Below are 25,452 nucleotides of genomic sequence, written 5' to 3'. Positions count from 1 at the left end.
CAGCCTGATTACCTCCGACCCCTGCCTTCGTCAGCGCTCGACGATGGCGGCGACGCCCATGCCGCCGGCGGTGCAGATCGAGATCAGCGCGCGGCCCGAGCCCTTTTCCCTTAGCAGCTTGGCGGCGGTGGCGACGATGCGCGCGCCGGTGGCCGCGAACGGGTGGCCGACGGCCAGCGAACTGCCGACGACGTTGAGCTTCTCGCGGTCGATCGCGCCCAGCGGCGCGTCGAGGCCGAGCTTTTCCTTGCAGAAGACCGGGTCTTCCCAGGCCTTGAGCGTGCACAGCACCTGCGCGGCGAAGGCTTCGTGGATCTCGTAGAAGTCGAAGTCCTGCAGCCTGAGCTTGTTGCGCGCGAGCAGCTGCGCCACGGCCCAGGCCGGCGCCATCAGCAGGCCCTCGCCGTGCACGAAATCGACCGCCGCCACCTGGGCATCGACCAGATAGGCCTGCACTTCCAGGCCATGCGCCGCGGCCCATTCCTCGCTGGCCAGCAGCGCCGCCGAGGCGCCGTCGGTGAGCGGGGTGGAGTTGCCGGCGGTCAGCGTGCCCTTGCCCGAGGTCTTGTCGAAGGCGGGCTTGAGCGTGGCGAGCTTTTCGATGGTGGTGTCGGGACGCAGGATGTTGTCGCGCTCGACGCCCCGGAACGGCACCACCAGGTCCTTGAAGAACCCGCGCTCGTAGGCCATGGCGGCCTTGGTGTGCGACTCGTAGGCCAGCTGGTCCTGGGCCTCGCGGGTGATGCCCCATTCCTTGGCCATCATCTCGCAGTGCTCGCCCATCGACTTGCCGGTGCGCGGCTCGCCGACGCCGGGGAATTCGGGCGTCAGCTCCTTGAAGCGGAAGCCCTTGAAGGCCTTGAGCCGGGCGCCGAAGCTGCGCGCCATGTTGGCGTCGAGCAGGCGGCGGCGCAGGCGCTTGTTCACCGCGATCGGCACGTCCGAGGTGGTGTCGGAGCCGCCACCGATGCCGGCCTCGATCTGGCCGAGCGCGATCTTGTTGGCCACGGTGACCACGGTGTCGAGCGAGGTGCCGCAGGCGCGCTGCATCGTGATGCCCGGCGTGGCCGGCGACAGGCCGGAGCTGAGCGTGGCCTCGCGGCCGATGTTCCAGTCGCTGCTGTGCTTGAGCACCGCGCCCATGGCCACTTCGCCGAGCTGCTCGCCGTGCAGGCCGAACTTCTCGACCAGGGCGCCCAGGGCCTTGATCGACATGCCCAGGTTGCCCACGTCGTGGTAGGCGGTGTTGTTGCGTACGAAGGGGATGCGGACGCCGCCGAGGATGGCGACGCGACGGGAAGGCGACATCGGGCGCTCCGGCGTGGCAGGTATGATTGGCGATCATACCCCGACACCGAACGCCACCGTATGTCCAAGCCCGAACTGAGCGTCCTTGCCGCCCTGGCGCTCGAACTCGCACCCGGCGCGACGCCGGGCAAATCCGCGCTGGACGTGGCCACCGCGGGCGAACTGGCGGGCCTGGTGGCGCGCGACCTGGCGAAGCTGGTGCCCGAGGCGGCCGACCTGGACCTGGGCCTGGTGGCGGGCCTGTTCGACCCGGTGGAACTGCTGCGCCCGGGCTGGCCGGTGCATGCCGAACTCGAGCGGCTGGTTGCGCGCGCCCCCGGCGCCGCCGGCGGCCGCGTGGTCGGTTTCGGCGCCGACGACGCCGGCCTGCCGGAATCGATGCGCCCCTCGGCCGAGTTCGCCGGCGGCCCGCTCAAGCTGCTGCCGCTGCTGCTGCGCGGCGACCCCGCCAGCGTCGCGCCGGTGGGCGAGCGGCTCGAACAGGTGCTGCTCGATACCGGCATGGCCGGCGCCGACACCGCGCTGCTGGCACAGTCGGGCTTCGCCGTGCCGGTGGAGCACGCACGCCTGCTCACCCTCAACGACCTGGCCGCGATGATGGCCATGCAGTACGAGCACGTGGGCCTGGCGCCGATGTGGCCGCTGCTCGAAGCCGCGCTGCTCGCGCCCGGCGCGGTGCAGTGGCTCGACGCGCCGCCCGAGCCGCTGGCGGTGTACGAGAACGGCGGTGTGCGCATGGCCCTGCTCGACATCGACGCCTGGGCCGAGGGTGGCTTCGCCCCCGCCGACACCGACGCCGGGCGCCTTGCGCGCGCCTTCGAGCGTTTCCAGATGCGCCAGCGCCAGCTGGCCGCCGTGCTCGAAGCCCACGGCGTGCCGGTCACCTTCGACCACTGCCCGGCCGGACGCGACCCGCGCTCGGTTCTCGCCGAATGAACGCCGCGCACCGATAGACTCCGGCCAGGGCCGGCCCGACGCCGGCGACGAGGCTTGTCCGGATGCGCCTGTTCGTTTCAACCCTGCTCGTGTTGGCCCTGGCCATGCCGGTGGCCGCCGAAGACGTGCCGGCCTGCCGCGCCGCCGGCGGCGATCCCGAGCGTCCGCGCATCGGCCTGGTGCTGGGCGGCGGCGGCGCCCGCGGTTTCGCCCACGTGGCGGTGCTGCGCGAACTCGAGCGCCTGCGCGTGCCGGTGGACTGCATCGCAGGCACGTCGATGGGCGCGATCGTCGGCGGCCTGTACGCCTCGGGCATGGATGCGGACACGATCGAGCGCGAGATGCGCACGCTGGACTGGTCGGCGGTCTTCCGCGACCGCACCGACCGCCCCGAGCGCAGCTTCCGCCGCAAGCGTGACGACGACCTGGCGCTGCTGTCGGCCAAGCCCGGCATCGGCAACACCGGCATCAAGCTGCCGGCCGGCGTGCTCTCGGGCCAGCGCGTCATGCTGCTGCTCGAGCGCCTCACCCAACCGGTGGGCTTCGAAACCGACTTCGACCGCTTGCCCATTCCCTACCGCGCCGTCGCCACCGACCTCAACACCGGCCAGGCGGTGGTGATCGGCGAGGGCAACCTGGCCCAGGCCATGCGCGCCAGCCTGTCGATCCCCGGCGTGTTCAAGCCGGTGGTGGTGGGCGAGCGCGTGCTGGTGGACGGCGGCCTGGCCAACCAGCTGCCGGTGGACGTGGTGCGCGCGATGGGCGCCGACATCGTGATCGCCGTGGACGTGGGCACGCCGCTGGCGAAGCTCGACGAATCGGCCGGGCTGCTGCAGATCATCGACCAGATCAGCGGCTTCATGACCGTCGGCGGCACCGAGGCGCAGGTGCGCACGCTCGGGCCGGCCGACGTGCTGGTGCGGCCGGCGCTGGGCGCCGACGTGGGCACGGCCGATTTCGACAAGTTCGAGCAGGCGCTGCGCATCGGCGAGTCCGGCCTGGATCCGGTGCGGCCGCGGCTGGCGGCGCTCGGGCTGGACGCCGCGACGCACCAGGCGCACCTGGCGGCGCGCACCGCGCCCTCGCCCGACCCGCCGGTGGTGCACTTCGTCCGCCTGGACAACCGCAGCCGCTACGACGACACCTTCCTGCTCAGCCGCATCGACATCGCGCCCGGCCAGCCGTTCGACGCCGACCGGCTCGAGCGCAACCTGCGGGCAATCCACGGGCTGGCCACGCTCGAGCAGGTCACCTACGAGCTGATCGAAGACCAGGGCCGCAAGGGCGTGCTGGTGACGGTGCTGCCGCACCGGCACGGCCCGAACTACCTGGAAACCGGACTGAGCCTGTATTCGGATTTCCAGGGCGACTTCTTCGTCAACCTGCGCGCCGGCGTGTTGCGCGCGCCGGTGAACCCGCTCGGCGGCGAACTGCGCGGCCTCCTGCAGCTGGGCGACGAACCGAGCCTGCTGCTGGACTACTACCAGCCGCTCGGGCGCAAGGGCGAGTGGTTCCTGAGCGCCCAGGGCAGCCACGAAAGCCCGCGCTTCAGCCTGTTCGACGCGGGCGGCGAACGCCTGGCGAACTACCGGGTGCCCAACTACGGCCTCGAGCTGTTGCTTGGGCGCGAGTACGGCAATTTCGGCGCCGCCACCCTCGGCCTGCGCCGGCACAGCGGCGAGATCCGCCTGGACGTGGGCGACCCGGCCTTCGACGGACTGGGCTGGGACCAGGGCGAGGTCGAGCTGGCCTTCACCTACGACCGCATCGACTCGAGCTACCTGCCCCGCAAGGGCCTGCAGGCGACGGCGTCGGTGGTGGCCTCGCGCCGCGGCTTCGGGGCCGACACCGACTACGAGCAGTTCAACTTCGACCTGGTCGGTGCCGGCGCGATCGGCCGGCACTCCGGCTTCGGCGGCCTGCGCTACCACGCCAGCAGCGACGATCCGGTCGGCCTGCCCGGCCTGTTCCGGCTCGGCGGCCTGACCCGCTTCGCCGGCTACCGGCCCAACGAACGGCTGGCGGAGAACTACGCCCTGGCCTACGGCGGCTACACCTGGGAGCTCGGGCGGGTGCTGGGCCGGCCGGCCCTGCTGGGCGGCACGCTCGAGTACGGGCGCACCTGGGGCCGCGGCCAGGACATCGACGACGGCGAGGGCGAGCTGCACGGCAGCCTGTATTTCGGCTTCGACTCCTGGCTCGGCCCGCTGCAGCTCGGCTACGGCCTGCGCGAGGGCGGCGAGGGCATCTTCCTGCTCGAGCTGGGCCGGCCGCGCTGAGCCGGCTGTTATTCTTTCGGCGCCACGCCGGACAACCCCAAGGACGCGAATGAGCGGCAAGTACCTTCTCTACGGATCGGAACGTTACGCCCTGGCCATCCTGCGGCCGCTGCAGGAAGCCATCCGCGCCCGTGGCGGCGAGGCGGCCTGGTTCTTCGACGGCCCCGGCGCCGAGGACCTGGTCGAGGGCGAGCGCCTGCTGTCCGTGGCCGAGGTGCGCGCCTGGCAGCCCAAGGCGGTGGTCACCTCCTCGAACGCGGTGCCGCATTTCTTCCCCGGCGTGAAGGTCGAGACCTTCCACGGCTTCGACGCCGGCAAGCCGCGCCACATCTACATCCGCGGCTTCTTCGACCTGTACTGCACCACCGGCCCGCGCGACACGGCGCAGTTCCGGGCGCTGTCGGACAAGCTCGGGCACTTCAGCGTGGCCGAAACCGGCTGGCCCAAGCTCGACCCCTTCCTGCGCTCGATCGCCGGCCCGCTGCCGCCGGTGCGCGAAACGCCGGTGATCCTCTACCACTCGACCTTCTCGCCGTCGTGGAGCGCCGCCGAGACGCTGTACGAGGAAGTGCGCCGGCTCTCGCGCGACGGCCGCTGGAAGTGGATCGTCACCTTCCACCCGAAGATGAACCCGGAGACGGTGGCGAAGTTCCGCGCGCTCGAGAACGAGCACCTGCGCTTCGCCGACGACGACAACATCCTCGACCTGTTCCCGCAGGCCGACATGATGTGCTCGGACACCTCGTCGGCGCTCAACGAATTCCTGCTCACCGGCAAGCCGGTGGTGACCTTCAAGAACCGCCGGCCGGGCCCGCAGCTGATCGACATCGACCAGGTCGGGCAGTTCGAGCCGGCGATCGAGCGCGCGCTGGCGCGGCCGCCTGAACTGCTGAAGGCGATCCGCGACTACGCCGACGCCATCCACCCCTACTACGACGGCCGCAGCAGCGAGCGCGTGCTCGACGCGATCGACGCCTTCATCGCCGCCGGCGCGCGCAACCGCCGGCCCAAGCCGATGAACCTGTGGCGCAAGCTCAAGATCCGCCGGCGCATCGGCTACTGGGGCCCGGCCTGAGGCCTCAGTCGCGCGGGATCGCCGCCTCGTACATGCGGTAGCCCGCGTCCACCATGCCCAGCGACTCGTAGGTGCGCTGGGCGCCGGCGTTGTTGTGCTCGACGTACAGGCGCAGGCCGCAGACCCGCGGCGTCGCCTTCGCCGCTTCGTGCACGTGCCGGTACAGCGCCGCGTAGCAGCCCTGGCGGCGGCTGGCCGGGGCCACGTAGACGCTCTGGATCCACCACCAGTCGCCGTTGCGCCAGTCGCTCCACTCGTAGGTGAGCATCAGGGTGCCGGCGGGTTCGCCGCCGCGTTCGGCGATGAAGTAGGCGCCGCGCCGCGGCTCGTCGAGCACGGCGCGGATGCCGGCCTCGACCGTGGCCGGGTCGAGCCGCTTGTGCTCGGTCTCCAGGGCCATCGCCACCGCCCAGTCGCGCAGGCGCGGCACGTCGGCCGCGCCCGCGGGGCGGATGCGCCAGGCTTCGGTCACTGCGCCGGGCCTTCGGCTTCCGGCGCCGGCGTGGCCAGCTCGATCACGCCGCAGGCGATGCGCGCGCCGGCGTTGCCGGTGGGCTGGGTGGCGTAGTCGTCGGCCTGGGCGTGCACGATCAGCGCGCGGCCCACCACGTCCAGCTCGCTGCCGTCGCCGATGCGCAGGCCCGGCAGGCGCTTGTCGGCCTGGGCCACGCCATCGTCGCCCGCCACGAGGTTGGGCATGTCGCCGGCGTGGTGCGGCACTTCGGCCTGGCTGTCGCCGTGCGGCGCGCCCATCGGGTTGAAGTGGCCGCCGGCGCTGGTGGCGTCGGGCGCGCTGCAGTCGCCGGTTTCGTGCACGTGGAAGCCGTGCGTGGAGCCCGCCGGCAGGCCGCGCACTTCGCCGGTCAGGCGCAGCGCGTCACCGTCGGGGTTGAACACCAGCTCGCCGCTCACGCCGCTGCCCTGCACTTCCTGCAGCACCACGCGGGCCTGGGCCGCGAGCGCGATGCCGCCGGCGGCCTCGGCCGCGGCGGGTTCGGCGGCGGGCGCGGCGCCGTCGCCGTATTCGTTGGCCGCCGGAGCGGCGGCGTCATTGGCCGGGCTGCAGGCGGTGAGCGCAAGGGCGAGGGCGGCGGCGATCAGGGTCGGCTTGAGGTTCATTCGATGTCCTTGGGAGGGGATGCGTGGCCGTGCAGCCTATCGCTGCCGGCCTTAAGTCGTGGTCAAGGCGTCTCGGCCGGCTTGCGCCGCCGGCGCCCGGCGCCGAGCTTGCGGGTGAGCGTGTTGCGGCCCAGGCCCAGCGCCTCGGCGGCCTGCTGGCGGTGGCCCCGCGTGTGTTCGAGCGCGGTTTCCAGCAGCACCTGGTCGAAGGCCTCGCGCAGGCGCGCGTGCAGGCCGGGCTCGCCGCGGGTGAGCGCGGCCCGCACGTCGTCGGCCAGTTCGCGCTGCCACTGGCCGGCGGAGGCCGCCGTTTCCACGCGCAGCGCGCCCGAGAGGTCGCGCACGGTGACCGTCTCGGCCGGCGCCAGCGCCGCCAGGCGCCAGCACAGGTTCTCGAGCTCGCGCACGTTGCCCGGCCAGTCGTGCCGCTGCAGGCGCTCGAGCGCGGCCGGCTGCAGGCGCTTGGCCGGCGTGCCGAGCTCCTTCGCGGCCTGGGCCAGGAAGCGCGCGGCCAGCGCCGGGATGTCGGCCTTGCGCTCGCGCAGCGGCGGCAGCCGCAGGCGCACCACGTCGAGCCGGTGCAGCAGGTCGGCGCGGAAGCCGCCCTCGCGCACCTTCGCCTCCAGGTCCTGGTGGGTGGCGGCGACGACGCGCACGTCCACCCTGATCAGCTCGCGGCCACCGACGCGGAAGAACTCGCCCTCGGCCAGCACGCGCAGCAGCCGCGTCTGCAGCGAGGCCGGCATGTCGCCGATCTCGTCGAGGAACAGCGTGCCGGCGTCGGCCTGCTCGAAGCGGCCGACGTGGCGCCTGGCGGCGCCGGTGAAGGCGCCGGCTTCGTGGCCGAACAGTTCGCTCTCGAGCAGTTCGGCCGGGATGGCGGCGGTGTTGAGCGCGACGAAGGGCTTGCGTGCGCGCGGCGATTCGCGATGCAGGGCGCGCGCCACCAGCTCCTTGCCGGTGCCGGTTTCGCCGGTGACCAGCACGTTCAACGGCGCCTGCGCCAGGCGACCGATGGCGCGGAACAGTTCGCGCATCGCCGGCGCCTCGCCGACCAGCTCGTCGCCGACGGTCTTCGGCGCGTCCGTCCCGGCGCCCGCTTCGGCCGGCGCGGGCAGCATCCGGCCCACCAGCGCCACCGCCTCGTCGAGGTCGAAGGGCTTGGACAGGAACTCCTGCGCGCCGCCGCGGAAAGCGCCGGCGGTGCTGGCCACGTCGGTGTAGGCCGACATCACCACCACCGGCAGCTCGGGCCGGCGCTGCTTGAGCGCATCAAGGAAGGCCAGGCCGTCGACGCCGGGCATGCGCACGTCGGTGAACACCAGGTCGGGCGTCTCGCCGTCGTCGAGCGCGGCCAGCGCCTCGCGCGGGCCTTCGAAGGCGCCCACGACGTGGCCCGCGTCGCGCAGGGCCTGGGCCAGCACGAAGCGGACGGTGCGGTCGTCGTCGACGACCCAGATGCGCGGCGGCTGCGAAGGAGGAAGCGACATGCGGCGGACCTCGGAGGCTTGCACCATCATAGTGCAAACGATCGCGGCGCACGCCGGGAAGGCGTGCGCGCGCCGCGTCAGAAGTAGTCGGCCAGCACCAGCTGTCGCAGGCGCCCGTCGTCGGTAGCCAGGCTGACCGTGCGGCCGGGTTCGCCCAGGCGCCAGGCGCCCGCATCGGCCAGCTCGGCCACGGGCGTTCCGTCGATCGCCACGATGCGCTCACCCGCGCGCCAGCCGGCCTGGGCCGCCGGGGAGCCCGGCACGACGTAGACCACCTCCAGCACACCCCCCTCGCGACGCGTGAACAGGCCGCTGCGGTCATGCGCGAACGGCGCCCGCATGCCCTCGGCCGGCGCCAGCAGCAGCCGGTCGCGGGGGTAGTCGACGACCAGGCGGAAGCGCGTGAAAACCGGCAGGCCGAGATTGCCGGCGGCGGGTTCGGGCTCAAGCGCGGAGACCTCCGGCGGCACCAGGGTCGCGGGCAGGTCCCTGAGCTCGAATCCGGCGAGCTCCAGGCTCCGCACGCGCGTGACCTGCTGCTCGCGCATGCCGCCGATGGCGCCACCGAAGGCGCCCGCGACACGCCGCCCGCGCAGCCAACCGTCCTGCTGCCAGTGACCCGCCGAAAGCAGCAGCGGGCTGCCATTGCCGAGGTCGAAGTCGAACGGCAAAGGCCCCTCGCCCTCGAGGTGGGCTTCCACCCGCCGGATTCCGGAGGGCCCGTCCAACACGGCCAGGCTCCGGAAGCCTTCGGGCGCCTGGAAGCCGTCGGCATCGAGGAAGCGGATCCGGCGGCCCTGGAAGTCGATCTCGATGGTCGTTTGCCTGAAGACTTCGTTGCCAAGCACCAGCGGCAGCGGGTGCCCGATCGCGGCGGAGACGTCCGAAAGGTCGATCGCGGCGGCGGCGATGCCCTGCAGGCGCAGGCTTCCCAGTTCGACGTCCACCGCGGGCAGGAAGCTGGCCTCCTGCGTGCCGCCGGTGCCCTTGGCCACCACGTCGCGCGTGCCGGCCAGGCCGAGGGAGGCGGCGAAGGCGCTGTCGAGCACGCTCATCTCGGCGCCGCTGTCGAGCAGCAGCACGGTGTCGCGGCCGTTGACGCGCGCCGGCAGGAAGATGCGCTGGTCGCGGAAGAACTCGAACCCGAGCCAACCCGAGTCGCGTGCGCCGTCGACAAAGTGCACCACCGCCGGCGCGTCGGCCCCTGGCGCTTCCGTCGCAGGCGCAGACGCAGGCGCGGCGGCGGCGGGCGCGCAGGGCAGCAGGCAGACGATGAGCCAGGAAAGCAGGGCTTTGGGTGCGTACGGCATGGGTGCGCTCCTCGATGCAGGGGGGCCGTGCGGCGGCGGCTCAGCCGAACGCCGCGCGATAAACCATCTCGGCCATGCGCAGGTCGGCGATGCCTTCGCTCGCGGGCACCGGAACCTCGCTGCGGCCCAGGCAGGCCTCGGCGAAGGCGTCGTACATGCGCGGGATCTGGTCGCGCAGCGGGAACTGCGGCTCCTCGATCCGGGGCGGCGCATCCAGTCCGATGCGCACGCGTTCGCCCATCGCAGGCGTGGCAGGGTCGATGTCCAGCCAGGCGGACTCCAGGCCGATCCGCACCCGGTTCTGGTTGCGGTAATGCCAGCTCGCCGAGCCCGTGGCCAGTACCCCGCCGGCGAACTCTGCCACCCAGGCGATGTGCGATTCCACGTGCGCGTACCGCGGGTCGTCGCCGCGGCGGGCGACGGCGCGCACGGCCAGCGGCAGGCCGCCGGCGAACCAGCGCTGCAGCTGAAGGCTGTAGAGGCCGATGTCGAGCAGGCAGCCACCGCCCGCCAGCGCGGGGTCGAAGCGCCAGTTGCCGGCCGGCAGCGCCATCGGGAAACCCTTGTGGGCATCAATGGACACCAGGCGGCCGTGCGTTCCCTGGCGGATGCGACCGATCGCATCCTGGACGGGATCGGAGAACCAGGCCCGGTAGGCGGGCATCAGCACCCGTCCCGCGCGTTCGGCGGCCGTCGCCAGTTTTTCGGCCTCCCCGACCGTGGCCGCCAGCGGCTTCTCGCACAGCACGTGCTTGCCCGCCGCGAGTGCGCGCAGGCCATGTTCGGCGTGCAGGCCCACCGGCAGGCAGATGTGCACCGCATCGATGCGCTGGTCGCCGGCGATGCGCGCGTAGTCGTCGTAGCCATGGACGGCGTCGGCCGGGATCCCGTACCGGTCCGCCGCCTGCAGGGCCTTCTCACGCGACCGGCTGACGATGGCCGCCGGGCGCGCGATCTTCGACTGGGACAGCCGCTCGAGCGCCAGCGCGCCGTAGCCGCCGAGGCCGACGATGGCAATGCCGACGCGCGCGTCCTTCGACAGGGTGCGCTCCTTGCCCGCGGCTGCCGACCCCGTCGACGCCGCCGGGATCCCGGCGAACGGCAATGCGGTGGCGGCGGCCAGTCCGCCCAGCAATCGGCGCCTGCCAGCGTTCGTGTCGTTCATGGGTTGTCTCCTTCGGTCGCGATGCCCGTCAGGCGGCGCAGCCCAGGCGGCATCGTGGCCAGCAGGCCGGGCCCGGCGTAGCCGTCGCCTGTGCCGCGCGCGGCCAGCGCGCCGAGTTCGATCTCGGCCGAGAGGCCGCTGTGCTGCATGCACGACAGGTAGGGGCTGTCGCTCCACAGGCCGTGCAGCAGCTGCGTGCCGTCGTGCGCCACCAGGCCGAGCACGTACTCGCTGGCGTCGGCGACGATCGTCGCCTGCTGGCCCGGCCAGCGTTCGAGCGCGAAAGCGGCGCGGGCCGCCAGGCTGGTCAGGAACGCGGCGTCCGTGGGCTCGTAGACCAGCCCCGCGATGCGCACGCCACGCCGGTGCGCCCGTTCCAGCGAAGCACGCAGCCGGTGCAGCGGCCCGGGGAACAGATCGAAGAGCAGGGTTTCACTGGCCTGCCCGATCAGCGCCTCGGCGCGGGCGTAGAACTGGTCGAGGTCCTGGATCTGGAAGAGGCGGTTCTGCGACGTGGGCACGTGGACCCCGGCGAGCGCATCCGCAGCGGCGTCCCTGGAGGCCTCGAAGCGCCGTCCAAGCCGGGCGAGCAGCTCGTCCGGGGCCACCGCGCTGGCGCTGCGGCTACCGCCCGCTTCCTCCAGCAGGACGGCGCCCTTCAGGGAGAGCGCGGCCAGGGCCTGGTAGATGTTGGCCGGCGCCTTGCCCAGGGTCTTGGACAGGCCATAACCGGTCTGCGGGGAACGCCTGAGCAGGGCGACGTAGATCCGGGTCTCGAGCTCGGTGAATCCGAGGGCGGCGAGGGTCTGTTCGGGGCTGGGTTCGGAGGCCATGGAGGACTTAGTAGTATTCAACGCTACTAGTCTATCGCCATCCCCCAGCCTGCAACCGTGCCGCAAGTACCGGGGCCGGGCGGCAACCCCGGCCGACTCAGGTGCCGGACGCCGGGGGCTGGTCCGGGCCGTCGCCCTCGCCCTCGGGCACCGGCAGCAGCAGGGTGAACACCGTATGCCCCGGGCGCGAGCGGTAGCCCAGCGAGCCACGGTGCTCGCGCGCCACCTGCTGGGCCAGCGACAGGCCCAGGCCGCTGCCCTCGGCGCGGCCGGACACCAGGGGCAGGAAGATGCGCTCGGCCAGGTCCTCGGGCACGCCGCGGCCGTCGTCGGCGATTTCGACGCGCAGCACCAGGCGGTGCGGCGTGTCGCCGATCAGCACATGGTGTTCGGCGCGGGTGCGCAGGGCCACGGTGGTGGCGCCGGACTCGAGCGCGTTGCGCACCAGGTTCCACAGCGCCTGCACCAGGCGGTCGGCGTCGCCCGGGAATTCGGGCAGCGACGGATCGAAGTCTCGCACCAGTTTCACCGACCAGCCGGCTTCGGCCTCGGCCAGCTGGCGCACGCGTTCGAGCACTACGTGGATGTTGGTCGGTTCGAAGGCGCGCGGCGGCGCGGGGTTCATCAGGCGATCGACCAGGGCGGCGAGGCGATCGACCTCGCTGCCGATCAGCGCGACCAGTTCGCGCGAATCGTCGCCCTCGACGCGACGCGCCAGCAGCTGGGCTGCGCCCTTCATGCCGGCCAGCGGATTGCGGATCTCGTGCGCCAGGCCCTTGAGCGCGGCCGACAGTGCGGCCGGCAGCGCGGTGGCCGGGTCTTCGCCGGGGAATTCGTCGGCCGGATGCGCCTCCAGGCACACGCCGCCGTCGTCGGTGCGGGCCAGCCAGAGCTCGGCGAAGTGTTCGGCGCCGCCCGGGAAGGCCAGCCGGCCGCGCCGCACGTGCAGCGCCTCGCCGGGGCCGCGCAGCCGCGGCAGCAGTTCGGCCAGACGCTCGCCCTCGGCGTCGAGCTCGGCCAGCGCCAGGCCCTGCAGCCGGCGCGCGCTGATGCCCAGCCAGCTCGCGAAGGCCGGGTTGCAGCCAAGCACGCGACCGTCGGCATCGAGCCAGGCGACGGGCGTGGCGAGCTGGTCCAGCGGCGGCGGCGCCTCAGGCATGGCCCGGTGCCGGCGGCTCGTGGATGACGAAACGCTTGGTGGTGGTTTCCAGCACCTCCCAGGTGCCGCGGAACCCCGCCGGGATGACGAAGGCGTCGCCGGCGCGCACCGTGGTGGCGCTGCCGTCCTCGGCGGTGAGCACGCTCACGCCCGAAAGCAGCAGGCAGTACTCCTGCTCGGTGTAGGCGATGCGCCACTTGCCCGGCGTGCAGCGCCAGCGGCCGACGTAGAAACCGCTGGCTTCGTCGGCGTACTCGAGCCAGGTGCTCTGCACGGGCGCGCCCGAAAGCACGCGCTCGGGGGCGATGGGCGATTCTTCCGGCGCGACGGCCAGGGGCAGACGGACGACCTGGGGCGTTTTCATGGCCCCAGTATCGGCCAAAGCCCCGCCCTTGGGTCGGCTGCTTACTGCGCCGGCAGCTTGCCCGCGTACAGGGCCACCAGGCTCAGCGTGTCGATCAGGCCATGGGCGATCACCAGCGGCCAGAGCGACTTCGAGCGCAGGTAGAGCAGGCCGAACACCAGGCCGAGCACGCCGGTGACCAGGATGCCGGTGGCGCCCTGGTAGGCGTGCGCCAGGCCGAACACCAGGCCCTGCGCCAGCGCGGCCAGCAGGCCGGCGCCGCGGCGGCCGGCCAGCAGCGCCTGCAGGCGGCCCTGCAGGAAGCCGCGGAACAACAGCTCCTCGCCGAGCGCCGCCGTGGTCCAGGCGATGGCCAGCATGCCCAGCAGGGCCGGCAGGTTGCCCTGCACCGCGCCCACCTTGCCCGACTGCATTGGCGCCCAGCCCAGCAGCTGGGTGGCCAGCAGGGTGGCGGCGATGGCGGCGAGGTAGCCGATCACGGCGTAGGCCGGGCCGACCCAGAGCAGGCGCAGCGGGCGTGCCGGCGCGGCCAGGCCCAGCGCGGCCCAGCCTTCGCCGCCGCGGCGGACGCAGACCACGGCGGCCACGGCCGCCAGGGCCACGGCCACCGGGCCGGCCAGGGACAGGCCCAGCCGGGGCAGGCCCAGCCAGGCAAGCAGGAAGACGGTGGCGACGATCAACTGCCGCTGGTGCTCGAGCGCGTGCATGCGCAGCAGCTGGAAAAACTTCGCGGGTTCCTGGCCGACGCCCGACCCCGGCCCGCAGGAGGCGCGCGCCGCCGAGGTGATGGGCGCCATGCACGAGTGGCTGTCGGAACGCGCCGACGAGATCCGGCACCCCGACCCGCGCCTGGCACTGTCGCTGGGCCTGTTCACCACGCTGCAGACGATCCAGACCGCGGTGATGCTGGGCCGCGTGCCGCCGGCGCTCGGCCTCGAGCGCTTCGTCGACGAGCAGGCCCGGATGTTCCGCGCCTACCTGGGCCTGGCGCCGGGCGGCTGAAGCCCGGGCTCAGGGCGCCGGGGCGGCTTCCCCGGGGATGGCGATGCGGATGTCGGGGCTGGCCGTGCCGGGCTGGCGGCGCAGCGGCATCACCCAGTGGCCGTCCTCGATCCGGATGTCGTAGCCGGGCGAGGCGGCGGCCTGCGGCACCGCGTCCACGGCCAGTTCGCCCGCAAGCGCGGCGATCGCGGCCTGGTGCAGGCGCAGCGTGGCGGCATGGTCGAGCAGGCGTTCCTGGTACTGGTCGTAGGCCGGCGCGGCGATGTCGGCGAGGATGCGGCTGATGGGCGCGGCCCAGAAGTCGACCGAGACGTAGTCCGGCCTCGGCCCAACGGATTTGGGCACCTCGCCGGCGAGGATGGCGGCCTTGCCCTCGTCGCTGCACATCGGCGCGAAGTGGCTGGCGCTCCAGGCGCGCAACAGGCGCTCGCTGCTCAGGGTCCAGCGCAGCACCAGCTGCTTGGGATGGATGCCCTCGCGGCCGCGGCCGTCGAGCTGGCGCGAGAGTTCGGCCACCATGCCGAACTCATGCCTGAAGGCGCCGCAGGCCAGGTACTGTTCGGCCACGACCGGCGCCAGGGCCTGCGCGCAGGACGCCGGCATCGGCGCGGCCGGATCGGCGCGGCGGATCGCCAGCACGAGCCCGGCGGCACCGTCGGTTAATGCACCCAACACCATCTTGTCGATCAGCATGCTGTCGTGCGCGAAGTGGCGGCGAAGATCGGCGAGCAGGCCGCAGGCGCCGTCGAGCGCGCCCGGCAGGTCGCCGTCGAGCGCCTGCAGCGCGACGGCGTTGAGCGGCAGGCGCAGGGCCTGGAAGCCCGCCAGCGGCGTATCGGCGGCCAGCGGGTAGGGATTGGCGAGATGGTCGGAGGCGAGTGCGCGCCGGGCGAAGTCGAGGCGCACGGCTTCGGACTGCAGCCACTCGCGCACGGCAGGCTCGTGGCCGCGCAGCTTCGCCATGCAGTCGGGTTCGCGCAGGCCGCAGCTGGCGTCGGGCAGGTCCACCGGCGCGCGGGCCGGGTACTCGTCGAGCAGCGGCGAACGCCAGGTGGCGGTGGATTCGCCGGACAGGGCCATCCGGTCGGCGGCGCCGGCATGCCATTCGCGGTAGGCCGCGAGGTCGCGCGCCAGCGCGGCGTCGAGCTCGTCGACCGGTATCTCGAACTGGTGCAGGCCAAGGTACTTGAAACCGCTGCTGCCCGGCGGCGGCGGCGGCACCGGCTCCATCAGCGCGAGCGCCGCGCGCTCCTGATCGCCGAAGGCGATCGCGCGCAGCACCTGCACGGTGAGCACGTAGGCGACGAGCAGCGCCAGCACGGCGAACAGGGACTTGCGGAACCGCTTGGCCATCGAGGATTTCCGTCCGGAGTGTCGGGGCGACATTAACCGGTAAAACGCAATCGGTTCCGGATCGGGTCAGCCGCGAAAAGAAAGCGGCCCGGGTTTCCCCGGGCCGCTGGCTTGCCGCGCGACGCGATCGGGTGCTCAGACCTGGTAGTACATCTGGTACTCGAGTGGGTGCGTGGCCGCGCGGAACTTGGTCACTTCCTGCATCTTCAGGGCGATGTAGGCGTCGATGAAGTCGTCGCTCATCACGCCGCCGGCCTTGAGGAACTCGCGGTCCTTGTCCAGCGCCTCGAGGGCCTGGTCGAGCGAGTGGCAGACGGTCGGGATGTTCTTCTCTTCCTCCGGCGGCAGGTCGTAGAGGTCCTTGTCGCTCGGCGCACCCGGGTCGATCTTGTTCCGGATGCCGTCCAGGCCGGCCATCATCAGCGCGGTGAAGGTCAGGTAGCCCGACTGGATCGGGTCCGGGAAGCGCATTTCGATGCGGCGCGCCTTCGGGTTCGACACGTAGGGGATGCGGCAGCTCGCCGAGCGGTTGGAGGCCGAGTAGGCCAGCATCACCGGCGCTTCGAAGCCCGGCACCAGGCGCTTGTAGCTGTTGGTGCCCGCGTTGGAGAAGGCGTTGATGGCGCGCGCATGCTTGAAGATGCCGCCGATGTACCACAGCGCCACCTGGCTCAGGCCGCCGTAGCCGTCGCCGCTGAACAGGTTGACGCCGCCCTTGGCCAGCGACTGGTGCACGTGCATGCCGCTGCCGTTGTCGCCGACCAGCGGCTTGGGCATGAAGGTGGCGGTCTTGCCGTTGCGGTGGGCGACGTTCTTGACGATGTACTTGAGCGTGAACAGCTCGTCGGCCTTCTTCACCAGCGTGTTGAACTTGGCGCCGATCTCGCACTGGCCGGCGTTGGCCACCTCGTGGTGGTGCACCTCGACCTCGATGCCGGCGGCATCGAGCAGCTTGCACATCTCGGCGCGGATGTCGTGCAGCTGGTCGGTCGGGGCCACCGGGAAATAGCCGCCCTTCAGGCCCGGGCGATAGCCGGAGTTGCCGCCTTCGTACTTCTTCTTGGTGTTCCAGTGCGCTTCCTCGGATTCGATCTCGAAGAAGGTGTTGCCCTGCTCGTTGGCCCAGCGCACGGAGTCGAAGATGAAGAACTCGGGCTCGGGGCCGAAGAAGGCCTGGTCGGCGATGCCGCTGGCCTTGAGGAACGCCTCGGCGCGCCTGGCGATGCCGCGCGGGCAGCGCGCGTAGCCCTGCATGGTGGCCGGGTCGAGCACGTCGCAGACCAGGATCAGGGTGGGGTCGGCGGTGAACGGATCGATCACCGCGGTGTCCGGGTCGGGCAGCAGCACCATGTCGGACTCGTTGATGCCCTTCCAGCCGGCGATCGAGCTGCCGTCGAACATCTTGCCGTCCTCGAACAGCGCCGGCTCCATGATCGACACCGGGTAGGTGACGTGGTGATGCACGCCGCGGATGTCGGCGAAGCGCAGGTCCACGAACTCGATGGCGTGGTCCTTGATGAGTTTTTCGATGTGGCTGTAGGGCATGGCGGGGGCTCCGGCGGGTTTGGGCTGTCTGGATGGTTGCAAGCGGCGTGCCAAGGCCCGGTGTTGCGCAAGTGTTTGATTCCATTGACTGGCGGGGCGCCGGGGCCAGCTGCTTCGCACTAACTTGGTGCGCTGTATATCCGTTTCGCACCAACAAGGTGTGACTTCTCCGATTGGGGTCGGAGGTAATTTGCCTGGGCAAATTACCTCCGACCCCGGGCCCTCCCGCAAGCCCACCCAAGCAGGCCCGGCGCCGGCCCGGCTATGCTTCCCGACCACTCCCCGCGACGGACCGCCGTGACCGACCTGTTCACCGCCCTGCTGCTCGGCATCATCGAGGGCCTGACCGAGTTCCTGCCGATCTCCAGCACCGGCCACCTGCTGATCGCCCAGCACTGGCTCGGCCAGCGCTCGGACCTGTTCAACATCAGCATCCAGGCCGGCGCCATCCTCGCCATCACCCTGGTCTACCGCGAGCGCCTGTGGCAGCTGGCCACCGGCTGGGGCGCGGCCGCCGAACGCGACTACCTGCTCAAGATCGCCGTCGCCTTCCTGGTGACCGCCGTGGTCGGCCTGCCGGTGCGCCTGCTGGGCTGGGAACTGCCCGAGACCGTGACGCCGGTGGCCTGGGCCCTGGTGATCGGCGGCGCCTGGATGCTGGTGGCCGAACGCCTGGGCGAACGCGGCCCGCCCAGCGAGTCCGTCACCTGGAAGATCGCCATCGCCGTGGGCCTGGCCCAGGTGCTGGCCGGGGTCTTCCCCGGCACCTCGCGCTCGGCCGCGGCCATCTTCATGGCCATGCTGCTGGGCCTGAACCGCAAGCCCAAGGCGGCCGAGTTCGTGTTCCTGGTGGGCATCCCCACCATGTTCGCGGCCAGCGGCTATGCCCTGCTCGAGACCGTGCTCGAGGGCGGGGCCGGCGACGAGGATTGGGCCGGCCTGGCGGTGGCCTTCGCGGCCGCGACGGTGACGGGTTTCGCCACCGTGCGCTGGCTGCTGGGCTACATCGCCAGCCACCGCTTCACGCCCTTCGCCTGGTACCGCATCGGCCTGGGCGCGGCGCTGCTGCTGGGTATGCCGGCCGGCGGCTGAGGCCGCGGCCGGCGCGGCGGCTCAGTCCGCCGGGTAGCCCAGGGCCTGGACCAGCGGCGCGAGGATCGCGAACTCCTCGGCCAGGGCCTGGCGGTAGTGGCGCCAGTGGCCGGCCGGGAACAGCGTCTGGCCCGGCGCCGCGATGGCCGTCGCCGCCACGTCCACGCCCAGCACCTGCGAGGCGCGGGCCGCCTCGGCACCGGTGTCGCCGTCCTGGCGCAGGAACTGCACCCGGGCCGGCTCACGCGCGGCCAGGTCGAGCAGGGCCTGGGTCGTCTCCACCAGCCACTGCGCGGAATTGCGCAGGTCGGGCGCGGCGCGCAGGTTCTGGGTGCTGCCGAACATCTGCCAGTTGAGCAGGGCGTCGCGCGGGTCGCAGACGACCGCCAGCCAGGTGGCGCCGTCGAGCTGGTGCACGACCTGGCCATCGACGAAGGACTGGAAGGCAACGGCGGTGGCGTCGCCCGTGGCCAGCGCCTCGGCGCCGGGGCGCACGCGCTCGCCGAGCGATTCGCGGATGGCGACCAGCATCGGCTCGACCCGCACGCCCGGCAGCGACCACAGCACCGTGCCCGCGGCCGGGCCCGGCTCACCGGAGGCCGGGATCGGCTGCGGCAGCGGCTGGTGCTCGGGCACCGGGTAGCGGCTGATGCCGCGCAGCACCTGCGCGGCCTCGTCGTGGCGACCCAGGCGGTCGAGGGCCAGCGCACGCCAGCCGAGCACGCTGCGGGTGGCGTGCACGCTGACCGGCTGCACGCGCACCGCCTCGAGCTGGGCCAGGGCGGCCGCCGGGTCGGTGTCGATGAGCGAACGGGCCACCACCACGCTGGCCACGGGCAGGCCGGGCACGATGGCCAGGCCGCGGCGGGCGGCATCGAGCGCGGCCTCGGCCTGCCCGGCAGTGTCATGGAACTGGGTCAGCTGCTCCCAGGCGGCGGGGCTGCCCGGAATGGCCTCGATCCAGCGGTCGAGCACCAGCTTGGGGTCTTCGCCCATGGTGCCGCCGATGCGGCCGCGCAGGGCCCAGAGGCGATCGTCGGTGGGGGCGCTGGCCAGCGCGGCTTCCACCAGCGCCAGGCCCTCGGCGGCGCGCCCGGCCAGGCGCATCAGTTCGAGCGTGATGCCCAGCACCTGCGGATCGGTCGGGTGCTCCGCGACCATCGCCTCCATGTCTTCCAGGGCCTCGTTGCCGCGGCCGAGGGCCACCAGCAGTTCGGCACGGGCCAGGCGCAGGCCGGCATCACCCGGCAGCCGGCCCTGCAGTTCCTCGACCAGAGCCAGGCTTTCGGCCAGCTTGCCCTGGCGGCGCAGGGCATCGAGCAGCGCGCGGCTGACCGACAGATTGCCCGGCGACAGGCGGTGGGCATTGGCCAGCGCCTGCTCGGCGAACGGCCACTGGCCCCTGGACAGGAAGCCCAGGCCGAGCGCGGCCTGGGCGGCCGGCAGGTCCGGGGCAGCCTTCACGGCGGCCGCGAACAGGCGCATGGCCTGGTCTTCGTTCTTGTCGAACCGGGCCAGGTAACCCTCGAGCAGGATCACCAGCGGATGGCCTTCGTTGACCCGCCGGGCCAGCCTGAGCCGGGCCTCGGCTTCGTCGCGGTCGCGCCGCGCCAGCGCGGCCTGGCCGGCCAGCACGTAGGCCGGCAGGTGGTTGGGATCGATGGCGGTGGCGAGCCGGGCGTTGGTCTCGGCCTTGTCCATCGCGCCGCGGGCCAGGGCCAGGGTGGCCAGGGCGAAGGGATATTCGGCGTTCTCCGGGGCCAGCGCGATGGCCTGCTCAAACGCCTCCTCGGCGCCACGCAGGTCGCCGCTGCGCTGCAGGCTCACGCCCAGCAGGTAATGCGCCTGCGCGTCTTCGGGCTGTTTGGCGACGGCGCGGCGGGCGGCGGCCAGGGCGGCGGCGACGTCGCCGCTCTTGAGGGCCTCGGTGGTTTCGATGGACATCGGCAAGCTTCAGGCAGTCTGGGAATTCGGGATTGTAGCGCGCGCGCCCGCCCCGGCCGCCGTTTCCAGCCGCTCGGCCACCCAGCGCTCGCCGAAACCGCCCAGGTGCAGGCCCTCGAGGAACCCGCAGTGGCCGCCGAATTCGGCAATCTCCAGGCGTGAATGCGCCGGCAGCCCCAGCCCCGGGAAGCCCGCCACCGGGATCACCGGGTCGTCGGCCGCGGCCAGCACGCTCACCGGCACCTGCAGCGCCGCCAGGCGGCCGCCGGACACGGAATAACCGTCGAAATAGTCCTGGATGCCGGCCAGGCGGGTGTACCGGCGCACCATCCAGTCGGTCAGGCCGCGCATGTCGAACGCCATCACTTCGTCGCCGAAGTCGTGCAGTCCGGGGAACAGCTCGCGCTTGCGCAGCAGCGAGCGCCGCCACTTGCGCATGAAGTACCAGTGGTAGAAGCGCGGCCCGGACTCGAGCGCCTCGAGCACGGCGGCCGGATCAACCGCCGGGCACACCGCCGCCGCATGCACCAGCGGCAGCCCCGCCGCCGGCGCCGCCAGCGCCAGGCGCAGGGCGAAGTTGCCGCCCAGCGAGAAGCCCGCGGCCAGCATCGGCCGGGACGGGAAACGCCGCGACACTTCCAGCGCCGCCTCCACCACCTCGGCCAGCCGGCAGGAGTGGAACAGCCCTTCGTTGAGGTGGTGGGTGTCGCCGTGGTCGCGGAAGTTGAGCCGGAACACTTCGAAGCCGCGCGCCAGCAGGGTGGCGGCGCTGTGGCGCATGTAGCCCGACTCGGTGCTGCCCTCCCAGCCGTGCAGCAGCAGCACCAGGCCGCGCGGCTCGGTGCCGGGCACGACGCTGTGGAAGCCCTGCAGGCGCACGCCGCCGTCGACCTCCACCACGTGTTCGGTGGTGACCGCGCCGAGCCGTCGCAGCGCCCGTTCGCCGGCGGCGCGACGCGGCGGCAGCGAGCTGAGCACCGACTGCAGGTGCGGGTTGCGCAGCCAGCGCGGCGGGCGGAAGTCGGCCCGGTGCACCACCGTCGCTCAGCCCGCCATCGCCGCGGCGATGCGCTCGCGGCAGGTCTCGGCCATGCGCCGGCGACCGTCCTCGCTGGCCGCCACCGGCTCGAGGAAGTGCACTTCGGCCACCCGGCCGGGCTCGCCGAGCAGGCGCACGAAGTTGGCGAAGAAGCTCTCGCGCTCGCCGAAGGCGACGATGGTCTGGGCGTTGCCGCGCTGGCCGTACTTGAGCGCCACCGGCTGCGCCGGCACGCCGGCCAGCACGGCCGGCTGGAAGATGCGCGCGTGGAAGACGCCGATGGCGTCGCCGCGGGTGGTGCGGCCCTCGGGGAACACGCCCACGGCCTGGCCCGACTCCAGGCGCTGCACCATCTGGTGCATCACGCCGTGCAGCGAGTCGTTGCTGCCGCGGTGGTGGTAGATGGTGCCGCCGCGGCTGGCCAGCCAGCCCACCAGCGGCCAGCGCGCGATCTCGGCCTTGGCCACGAAGCCCATCATGCGCTGGCTGTGCATCAGTTCGATGTCGATCCAGCTGACGTGGTTGGCCACGAACATCACCGCGCCCGGCAGCGGCGTGCCGTAGCGACGCAGGCGGAAGCCGAAGATGCGCATCAGCCCGGCCGACCAGAGCCGGATGGCCCGGTGGTCGAGCCGCTCGCCGCCCGGCGCGATGCGCGCGCTGAGCGGGTTGATCAGCAACAGCGTGACCGGCAGCGACACCAGCAGGTGCAGCAGCAGCAGCGGAAGACGCCAGAGGTAGCGCAGCGGACGACGCCAGTCGCGGGACGGGCGGGCCGCTTCGGTGAGTGTGGACATTGCGCGCATTGTGCAACAGCGCGCGACGGGAAACACCCGACGCCGCGGTACGCAGGTTTCAGGCGCGGATGACGGCGCCGGTCATGCGGGCGATGCAGGCCAGCCGGCCGCGCCCGTCCTCGATGCGGATCTCCCAGACCTGAGTGGCGCGGCCGACGTGGATCGGCCGCGCGGTGCCGGTCACCGTGCCTTCGGTGACGGCGCGCAGGTGGTTGGCGTTGATCTCCAGGCCGGCCAGCTGCTGGCCGGCGGCCGGATCCAGGCACAGGTAGCCGCCGAGGCTGGCCAGGGTTTCGGCCAGCAGCACCGAGGACCCGCCGTGCAGCAGGCCGAAGGGCTGTTTGGTGCGCGCGTCCACCGGCATGGTGCCGCGCAGGAAATCCGGGCCGTGCTCGGTCAGCACGATGCCCAGGTTGCCCGGCGCGGTGCCGGGCAACAGGGCATTGAGGGCCTCGACGCCCGGCCGCTGGCGGAACGGGTCGTCCATTGCCGGGCCTGCCTCAGCGGACGCGGATCATGCCCGGGCGGTAGGGCGTGGCGTAGCCGCGGCGCTGGTAGCCGGAGCTGTCGCCGTAGCCGCTGCCGGTCTGGCGGTTGCGGCGGCGGTGCATGCGGTCGACCAGCTCGTCGCGACGGGCCTCGAGCCAGTCGGCGCGGCCGACCTTGGCCGGGTCGAGGCCGCGGCGCTCGGCCTCGCCCTGGCGGAACTCGCAGAACTCGTCGTAGGCGTCGAGCTCATGCTTGAGGTCCTTGACGCACATTTCGATGGCGATGGCGTCGTCGAAATAGCCCAGCACCGGCACGTTGTCCGGGATCACGTCCTTCGGGTCGGCGAAGTAGACCAGGGCCGAGAGCACGCGCTGCTTGTCTTCCTCCGGCAGGTGCCAGCCGTCGTCGCGCAGCATCGCGATCAGGGCGTCGAGGCGGTCCAGGCGCTCGGCGATGAAGTCGGGCACTTCGACCTTGCCGGCTTCCTCGAGCAGCCTGGCCGAGGCGGCGATGATCTCGTCGGCGGACTTGTTGCCGGCGGCCGCGCGCGCAGCGTCGAGGGCCTGGGTGAAGTGGGCGAGGTCGCGGTCGGAGAGTTCGAAGCTGATCTGCAGGGGCATGCGGGCGGGTCCGGCGGTTTCGGTGGACGGGGAAGGCCAGCCTAGGCCGGGCCGCCGGCAGCGTCAATCGAACGCAATCCCCGGCGCAGCCGGCCAGCCGGCGGCGCGGACCTAGAGGATCGGCACCAGGCCGGCGCCGAAGGCCGTGAGGATGCGCGTGTAGACCGTCTTGAGCGGCAGGTCGACCTCCGGGAAGGCGCCGACGTCCTCGTGGCACTCGTAGAAGGTCGGATCCTCGGGCGGCACCGGGTTGCAGCCCTCGCGCAGCTCGAAGCTGCTGGCGAAGGGGAAGGGCCAGATGTCGAAGATGGGCAGCTTCTCCGAGAGCCGGCCCAGGGTGTAGCTGAGCCCCGAGAACACCGGCGGCTTCTCGCGCCGGGCGATGGCCCAGGCGTTGCGCGGCTGCATGTCGAGCTCGATGCTGGCGCGCAGGGCGGTGGCGAACTCGCGATCGTGCACGACCACCATCGACTCGGTGTTGAGGTTGTCCGAACGCGGGTCGAAGTTGTGGCTGCCGACCACGCCGATGCGGTCGTCGATGACCATGGACTTGGCATGCAGGCCCACCCGCACGCCGGCACGCTTGAGCGGCACCGGGCCCGAGGCCGAGCCGGCCGAACCGGAGCCGAAGATGGGCAGGCTGGCCGCGCGCTCGCCGAGCGCGCCGGTGGCCGCGACGTCGATCGGCGCATCGGACGGGTAGGGCTTGTACTCGCGGATGCGGAAGCCCAGTTCGCGCAGGTACAGGCGCTTGTACTTGTGGCTCATGGCGTACACCGGGAAGGCATCGGTGGCCGCCAGCGAGTTGGTCGACACCCAGACCACGGGCGCCTGCTCGCGCCGGTGCATGCGCCGGAACAGCTGGCGTGCCTCGCGCGAGAGCACGAGGTAGGGGGTCTGCAGCACGAGTTCGGAGCGGGTTGAATCGACCAGGTCGCGCATGGCGATCGAAGCGTCCTCGTGCGCCTTCTGCTCCCCCACGTGCTTGTCGGGCAGGTCGGCGTGGAAATCCACTTCACCCACCGCCAGCGTGAGCGGCGCCAGGCGCTCCCAGACGGCCGCGCCGTCGGCGGCCAGGGCCTGCATCGCGAGCACCCTCGGCGACTTCCCGCGGCCCGGGTCGAGCAGGTGGTGGGGCCGGGCGCGGCCCTCCGCGGCCAGGCGCTCGGCGACGTCGCGCAGGGCGTACGCCTCGCGGCTGCGCTCGAAGGACCAGAAAGCCTCGAAGTTGTCCGCCATCGCCACGGCCGCCGGGCCGGCGACCAGGATGTCGCGGTCGCGGTAGTTGTAGCCTTCCGCCCAGTCGAAGTAGCGGTCCTGGATGTTGCGCCCGCCGGTGAGGCCGACCTGGCCGTCGACCAGCAGCAACTTGGTGTGCATGCGCCGGTTGAAGTCGCTGAAGCAGCACAGGATGCCGGCCGCGTACTGCAGCGACTCGGTCCTGGCCTCGTTGAAGGTCGGGTTGTACAGGCGCAGCTCGAAGTTCGGATGCGCCCCGGCCAGGCTCGCCTGCAGCCCGGGGTTGGGCAGGCCGTAGAGCTGGTCGAGCAGCACCCGCACCCTGACTCCGCGCCGCGCCGCGGCCAGCAGCTCCTCGAGCACCAGCAGGCCGCTGTCGTCGGTGTCGTAGATGAAGCTCTGCAGCTCGATGCGCTCGCGCGCGGCGCGGATCAGGTGCAGCCGCGCGATGAGGGCGTCCTGGCCGCGATCGAGCAGGGTGACGTGGTGGCGCGGGGCGTCCGCCGTGGACGCAGCCATCGCCTGCCCGCCCAGCGCCAGCAGCGGCGAGGCGACCGGCGCGCAGGCGGCATCGGCCGGGTCGGTGCAGGAACTGGCTTCGGCATGGCTGGCCCCGACCGCGTCGGCCGCGGCGCGGCGCGTCTCCGGGCTGAGCGTGGCGCAGCCCGAACCGAGCAGCAGCAGGCCGAGCAGCAGGAGCAGGCGGGGGGTCATGGCGCTTCAGGTTGCCGTAGCCGGACCCGGAAGTCGAAGCCTACTTCGTCCTTGAGCCATATCCGGTAAGCATCCATTCCGAATTGTCGTCGGCTGACCGCCCCGGAGACGTGGATGTCGCAGTCGTAGCCGGGCGCCGCGCAGGCCTCCGGGTCGATCTGGAAGGCCACCGGCCGCGCCACCTCGCGCAGCACCAGTTCGCCGGCCATTTCCCCGCCGGACTCGACCAGGGCCGGGTCGAAGGGCGCGGACCGGAAGTGGATCCAGGGGTGGGCCTCGACGTCGAGGAAGCGGTGCGAGCGCATCGAGCGGGCCATCCAGCCGGGGCCGTCGAGCACCAGGCCCTGGGCGTCGAGCCGCACGATGACCTGCAGGCGGCCGTCCTCGAGCCGCTCGAACCGGCCTTCGATCCGGCCGAAGGTGCCCTGCACGCGGCCACCGACCCGCAGGTCGACCTCGATGCCGGCCCGGGAGAGGCCGGAGTCCAGCTCAGGGACGGAGGTCGCCGCCAGGGCGACCGGGGACACGAGCGCGCCCGCCGCCAGGGCCAGCCCGCCCAGCGGCCCGGCCCACTTCATCC

At 72.3% G+C, this 25,452-nt stretch carries 24 protein-coding genes; 5 read left to right on the top strand and 19 right to left on the bottom strand.

Going from position 1 to position 25,452, the window contains the following annotated elements; translation table 11 throughout:
* Window positions 1-30: 30 nt before the first annotated feature.
* Window positions 31-1,308, bottom strand: a complete 1,278-nt coding sequence (locus tag C6N40_RS06825; protein ID WP_106990267.1) for an acetyl-CoA C-acetyltransferase — start codon at window positions 1,306-1,308, stop codon at window positions 31-33.
* A gap of 60 nt (window positions 1,309-1,368) precedes the next feature.
* On the opposite strand from C6N40_RS06825, the gene C6N40_RS06820 reads away from it, so the two are divergent.
* The 3 genes from C6N40_RS06820 to C6N40_RS06810 all read left to right on the top strand — a co-directional run bounded on the left by C6N40_RS06820 (window position 1,369) and on the right by C6N40_RS06810 (window position 5,598).
* Window positions 1,369-2,244: a hypothetical protein gene (locus C6N40_RS06820; protein WP_106990266.1), complete on the top strand. Its 876-nt coding sequence runs from the start codon at window positions 1,369-1,371 to the stop codon at window positions 2,242-2,244.
* A gap of 62 nt (window positions 2,245-2,306) precedes the next feature.
* Window positions 2,307-4,523: a patatin-like phospholipase family protein gene (locus C6N40_RS06815; protein ID WP_106990265.1), complete on the top strand. Its 2,217-nt coding sequence runs from the start codon at window positions 2,307-2,309 to the stop codon at window positions 4,521-4,523.
* A gap of 49 nt (window positions 4,524-4,572) precedes the next feature.
* Window positions 4,573-5,598, top strand: coding sequence for a CDP-glycerol glycerophosphotransferase family protein (locus C6N40_RS06810; RefSeq protein WP_106990264.1), 1,026 nt, complete (start codon window positions 4,573-4,575; stop codon window positions 5,596-5,598).
* Window positions 5,599-5,602: 4 nt separating this feature from the next.
* On the opposite strand, the gene C6N40_RS06805 is transcribed toward C6N40_RS06810, so the two are convergent.
* From C6N40_RS06805 to C6N40_RS06765, 9 genes are all read right to left on the bottom strand, one after another.
* The gene (locus C6N40_RS06805; protein ID WP_240183469.1) at window positions 5,603-6,070 is read right to left on the bottom strand and encodes a GNAT family N-acetyltransferase; all 468 of its coding nucleotides are present in this window, start codon (window positions 6,068-6,070) and stop codon (window positions 5,603-5,605) included.
* On the bottom strand, window positions 6,067-6,717 hold the full coding sequence (locus C6N40_RS06800) for a superoxide dismutase family protein (RefSeq protein WP_106990263.1): 651 nt from the start codon (window positions 6,715-6,717) through the stop codon (window positions 6,067-6,069). Before C6N40_RS06800 ends, C6N40_RS06805 begins: the two co-directional genes overlap by 4 nt.
* A 62-nt stretch (window positions 6,718-6,779) precedes the next feature.
* Window positions 6,780-8,207 (bottom strand): nitrogen regulation protein NR(I), encoded by a 1,428-nt coding sequence (gene ntrC / locus C6N40_RS06795; protein WP_106990262.1) that lies wholly within the window; start codon window positions 8,205-8,207, stop codon window positions 6,780-6,782.
* 77 nt (window positions 8,208-8,284) lie between these two features.
* Window positions 8,285-9,517: a retropepsin-like aspartic protease gene (locus C6N40_RS06790; RefSeq protein ID WP_162782123.1), complete on the bottom strand. Its 1,233-nt coding sequence runs from the start codon at window positions 9,515-9,517 to the stop codon at window positions 8,285-8,287.
* A gap of 40 nt (window positions 9,518-9,557) precedes the next feature.
* Complete coding sequence (locus tag C6N40_RS06785) at window positions 9,558-10,682, bottom strand: Gfo/Idh/MocA family protein (protein WP_106990260.1); 1,125 nt, start codon at window positions 10,680-10,682, stop codon at window positions 9,558-9,560.
* The gene (locus C6N40_RS06780) at window positions 10,679-11,515 is read right to left on the bottom strand and encodes a TrmB family transcriptional regulator (protein ID WP_106990259.1); all 837 of its coding nucleotides are present in this window, start codon (window positions 11,513-11,515) and stop codon (window positions 10,679-10,681) included. The genes C6N40_RS06785 and C6N40_RS06780 overlap by 4 nt, the downstream gene beginning before the upstream one ends.
* A 97-nt stretch (window positions 11,516-11,612) precedes the next feature.
* A complete protein-coding gene (locus C6N40_RS06775; protein ID WP_106990258.1) occupies window positions 11,613-12,674 on the bottom strand; it encodes a two-component system sensor histidine kinase NtrB in 1,062 nt (353 codons plus the stop codon).
* Window positions 12,667-13,038 (bottom strand): cupin domain-containing protein, encoded by a 372-nt coding sequence (locus C6N40_RS06770; RefSeq protein WP_106990257.1) that lies wholly within the window; start codon window positions 13,036-13,038, stop codon window positions 12,667-12,669. The genes C6N40_RS06775 and C6N40_RS06770 overlap by 8 nt, the downstream gene beginning before the upstream one ends.
* 41 nt (window positions 13,039-13,079) lie before the next feature.
* The gene (locus C6N40_RS06765; RefSeq protein WP_106990256.1) at window positions 13,080-13,745 is read right to left on the bottom strand and encodes a CPBP family intramembrane glutamic endopeptidase; all 666 of its coding nucleotides are present in this window, start codon (window positions 13,743-13,745) and stop codon (window positions 13,080-13,082) included.
* Between C6N40_RS06765 and C6N40_RS06760 the strand changes: the two genes are divergently transcribed.
* Window positions 13,744-14,040, top strand: a complete 297-nt coding sequence (locus C6N40_RS06760; RefSeq protein ID WP_106990255.1) for a hypothetical protein — start codon at window positions 13,744-13,746, stop codon at window positions 14,038-14,040. The two genes, C6N40_RS06765 and C6N40_RS06760, sit on opposite strands and share 2 nt — an antisense overlap.
* A gap of 9 nt (window positions 14,041-14,049) precedes the next feature.
* On the opposite strand, the gene C6N40_RS06755 is transcribed toward C6N40_RS06760, so the two are convergent.
* Together C6N40_RS06755 and glnA are read right to left on the bottom strand one after the other, a co-directional pair.
* Window positions 14,050-15,393, bottom strand: coding sequence for a hypothetical protein (locus C6N40_RS06755; RefSeq protein ID WP_106990254.1), 1,344 nt, complete (start codon window positions 15,391-15,393; stop codon window positions 14,050-14,052).
* A gap of 135 nt (window positions 15,394-15,528) precedes the next feature.
* The gene (gene glnA, locus C6N40_RS06750; protein WP_106990253.1) at window positions 15,529-16,938 is read right to left on the bottom strand and encodes a type I glutamate--ammonia ligase; all 1,410 of its coding nucleotides are present in this window, start codon (window positions 16,936-16,938) and stop codon (window positions 15,529-15,531) included.
* A gap of 297 nt (window positions 16,939-17,235) precedes the next feature.
* Between glnA and C6N40_RS06745 the strand changes: the two genes are divergently transcribed.
* Complete coding sequence (locus tag C6N40_RS06745) at window positions 17,236-18,030, top strand: undecaprenyl-diphosphate phosphatase (RefSeq protein WP_106990252.1); 795 nt, start codon at window positions 17,236-17,238, stop codon at window positions 18,028-18,030.
* A 21-nt stretch (window positions 18,031-18,051) separates the two neighbouring features.
* Here the strand turns inward: C6N40_RS06745 and C6N40_RS06740 are convergent, their stop codons facing one another.
* From C6N40_RS06740 to C6N40_RS06710, 7 genes are all read right to left on the bottom strand, one after another.
* Window positions 18,052-19,974 carry a tetratricopeptide repeat protein gene (locus tag C6N40_RS06740; protein ID WP_106990251.1) on the bottom strand — a complete coding sequence of 641 codons (1,923 nt, stop codon included), beginning with the start codon at window positions 19,972-19,974 and terminating at the stop codon, window positions 18,052-18,054.
* Between the two features lie 9 nt (window positions 19,975-19,983).
* Complete coding sequence (locus tag C6N40_RS06735; protein ID WP_106990373.1) at window positions 19,984-21,009, bottom strand: YheT family hydrolase; 1,026 nt, start codon at window positions 21,007-21,009, stop codon at window positions 19,984-19,986.
* A gap of 9 nt (window positions 21,010-21,018) precedes the next feature.
* Complete coding sequence (locus tag C6N40_RS06730) at window positions 21,019-21,810, bottom strand: lysophospholipid acyltransferase family protein (protein ID WP_106990250.1); 792 nt, start codon at window positions 21,808-21,810, stop codon at window positions 21,019-21,021.
* Between the two features lie 58 nt (window positions 21,811-21,868).
* Window positions 21,869-22,297, bottom strand: a complete 429-nt coding sequence (locus C6N40_RS06725; RefSeq protein WP_106990249.1) for a hotdog fold thioesterase — start codon at window positions 22,295-22,297, stop codon at window positions 21,869-21,871.
* Window positions 22,298-22,310: 13 nt separating this feature from the next.
* Entirely contained in the window at window positions 22,311-22,919 is a 609-nt protein-coding gene (locus tag C6N40_RS06720; RefSeq protein WP_106990248.1) for a YkvA family protein, read from the bottom strand.
* A gap of 111 nt (window positions 22,920-23,030) precedes the next feature.
* Entirely contained in the window at window positions 23,031-24,872 is a 1,842-nt protein-coding gene (locus tag C6N40_RS06715) for a phospholipase D-like domain-containing protein (RefSeq protein WP_106990247.1), read from the bottom strand.
* Window positions 24,869-25,450 carry a YceI family protein gene (locus C6N40_RS06710; RefSeq protein WP_106990246.1) on the bottom strand — a complete coding sequence of 194 codons (582 nt, stop codon included), beginning with the start codon at window positions 25,448-25,450 and terminating at the stop codon, window positions 24,869-24,871. The genes C6N40_RS06715 and C6N40_RS06710 overlap by 4 nt, the downstream gene beginning before the upstream one ends.
* Window positions 25,451-25,452: the final 2 nt, after the last annotated feature.

The sequence above is a fragment of the Arenimonas caeni genome, assembly GCF_003024235.1.
Lineage (GTDB): Bacteria > Pseudomonadota > Gammaproteobacteria > Xanthomonadales > Xanthomonadaceae > Arenimonas > Arenimonas caeni.
This window is presented reverse-complemented; position numbering and strand designations above follow the sequence as displayed.

Bases quoted from the DNA above. Each gene is read 5' to 3' on its own strand.
- C6N40_RS06825 (WP_106990267.1), bottom strand. From the start codon at position 1,308: ATGTCGCCTTCCCGTCGCGTCGCCATCCTCGGCGGCGTCCGCATCCCC.
- C6N40_RS06820 (WP_106990266.1), top strand. From the start codon at position 1,369: ATGTCCAAGCCCGAACTGAGCGTCCTTGCCGCCCTGGCGCTCGAACTC.
- C6N40_RS06815 (WP_106990265.1), top strand. From the start codon at position 2,307: ATGCGCCTGTTCGTTTCAACCCTGCTCGTGTTGGCCCTGGCCATGCCG.
- C6N40_RS06810 (WP_106990264.1), top strand. From the start codon at position 4,573: ATGAGCGGCAAGTACCTTCTCTACGGATCGGAACGTTACGCCCTGGCC.
- C6N40_RS06800 (WP_106990263.1), bottom strand. From the start codon at position 6,717: ATGAACCTCAAGCCGACCCTGATCGCCGCCGCCCTCGCCCTTGCGCTC.
- ntrC (WP_106990262.1), bottom strand. From the start codon at position 8,207: ATGTCGCTTCCTCCTTCGCAGCCGCCGCGCATCTGGGTCGTCGACGAC.
- C6N40_RS06790 (WP_162782123.1), bottom strand. From the start codon at position 9,517: ATGCCGTACGCACCCAAAGCCCTGCTTTCCTGGCTCATCGTCTGCCTG.
- C6N40_RS06785 (WP_106990260.1), bottom strand. From the start codon at position 10,682: ATGAACGACACGAACGCTGGCAGGCGCCGATTGCTGGGCGGACTGGCC.
- C6N40_RS06780 (WP_106990259.1), bottom strand. From the start codon at position 11,515: ATGGCCTCCGAACCCAGCCCCGAACAGACCCTCGCCGCCCTCGGATTC.
- C6N40_RS06775 (WP_106990258.1), bottom strand. From the start codon at position 12,674: ATGCCTGAGGCGCCGCCGCCGCTGGACCAGCTCGCCACGCCCGTCGCC.
- C6N40_RS06770 (WP_106990257.1), bottom strand. From the start codon at position 13,038: ATGAAAACGCCCCAGGTCGTCCGTCTGCCCCTGGCCGTCGCGCCGGAA.
- C6N40_RS06760 (WP_106990255.1), top strand. From the start codon at position 13,744: ATGCGCAGCAGCTGGAAAAACTTCGCGGGTTCCTGGCCGACGCCCGAC.
- C6N40_RS06765 (WP_106990256.1), bottom strand. From the start codon at position 13,745: ATGCACGCGCTCGAGCACCAGCGGCAGTTGATCGTCGCCACCGTCTTC.
- C6N40_RS06755 (WP_106990254.1), bottom strand. From the start codon at position 15,393: ATGGCCAAGCGGTTCCGCAAGTCCCTGTTCGCCGTGCTGGCGCTGCTC.
- glnA (WP_106990253.1), bottom strand. From the start codon at position 16,938: ATGCCCTACAGCCACATCGAAAAACTCATCAAGGACCACGCCATCGAG.
- C6N40_RS06740 (WP_106990251.1), bottom strand. From the start codon at position 19,974: ATGTCCATCGAAACCACCGAGGCCCTCAAGAGCGGCGACGTCGCCGCC.
- C6N40_RS06730 (WP_106990250.1), bottom strand. From the start codon at position 21,810: ATGTCCACACTCACCGAAGCGGCCCGCCCGTCCCGCGACTGGCGTCGT.
- C6N40_RS06725 (WP_106990249.1), bottom strand. From the start codon at position 22,297: ATGGACGACCCGTTCCGCCAGCGGCCGGGCGTCGAGGCCCTCAATGCC.
- C6N40_RS06720 (WP_106990248.1), bottom strand. From the start codon at position 22,919: ATGCCCCTGCAGATCAGCTTCGAACTCTCCGACCGCGACCTCGCCCAC.
- C6N40_RS06715 (WP_106990247.1), bottom strand. From the start codon at position 24,872: ATGACCCCCCGCCTGCTCCTGCTGCTCGGCCTGCTGCTGCTCGGTTCG.
- C6N40_RS06710 (WP_106990246.1), bottom strand. From the start codon at position 25,450: ATGAAGTGGGCCGGGCCGCTGGGCGGGCTGGCCCTGGCGGCGGGCGCG.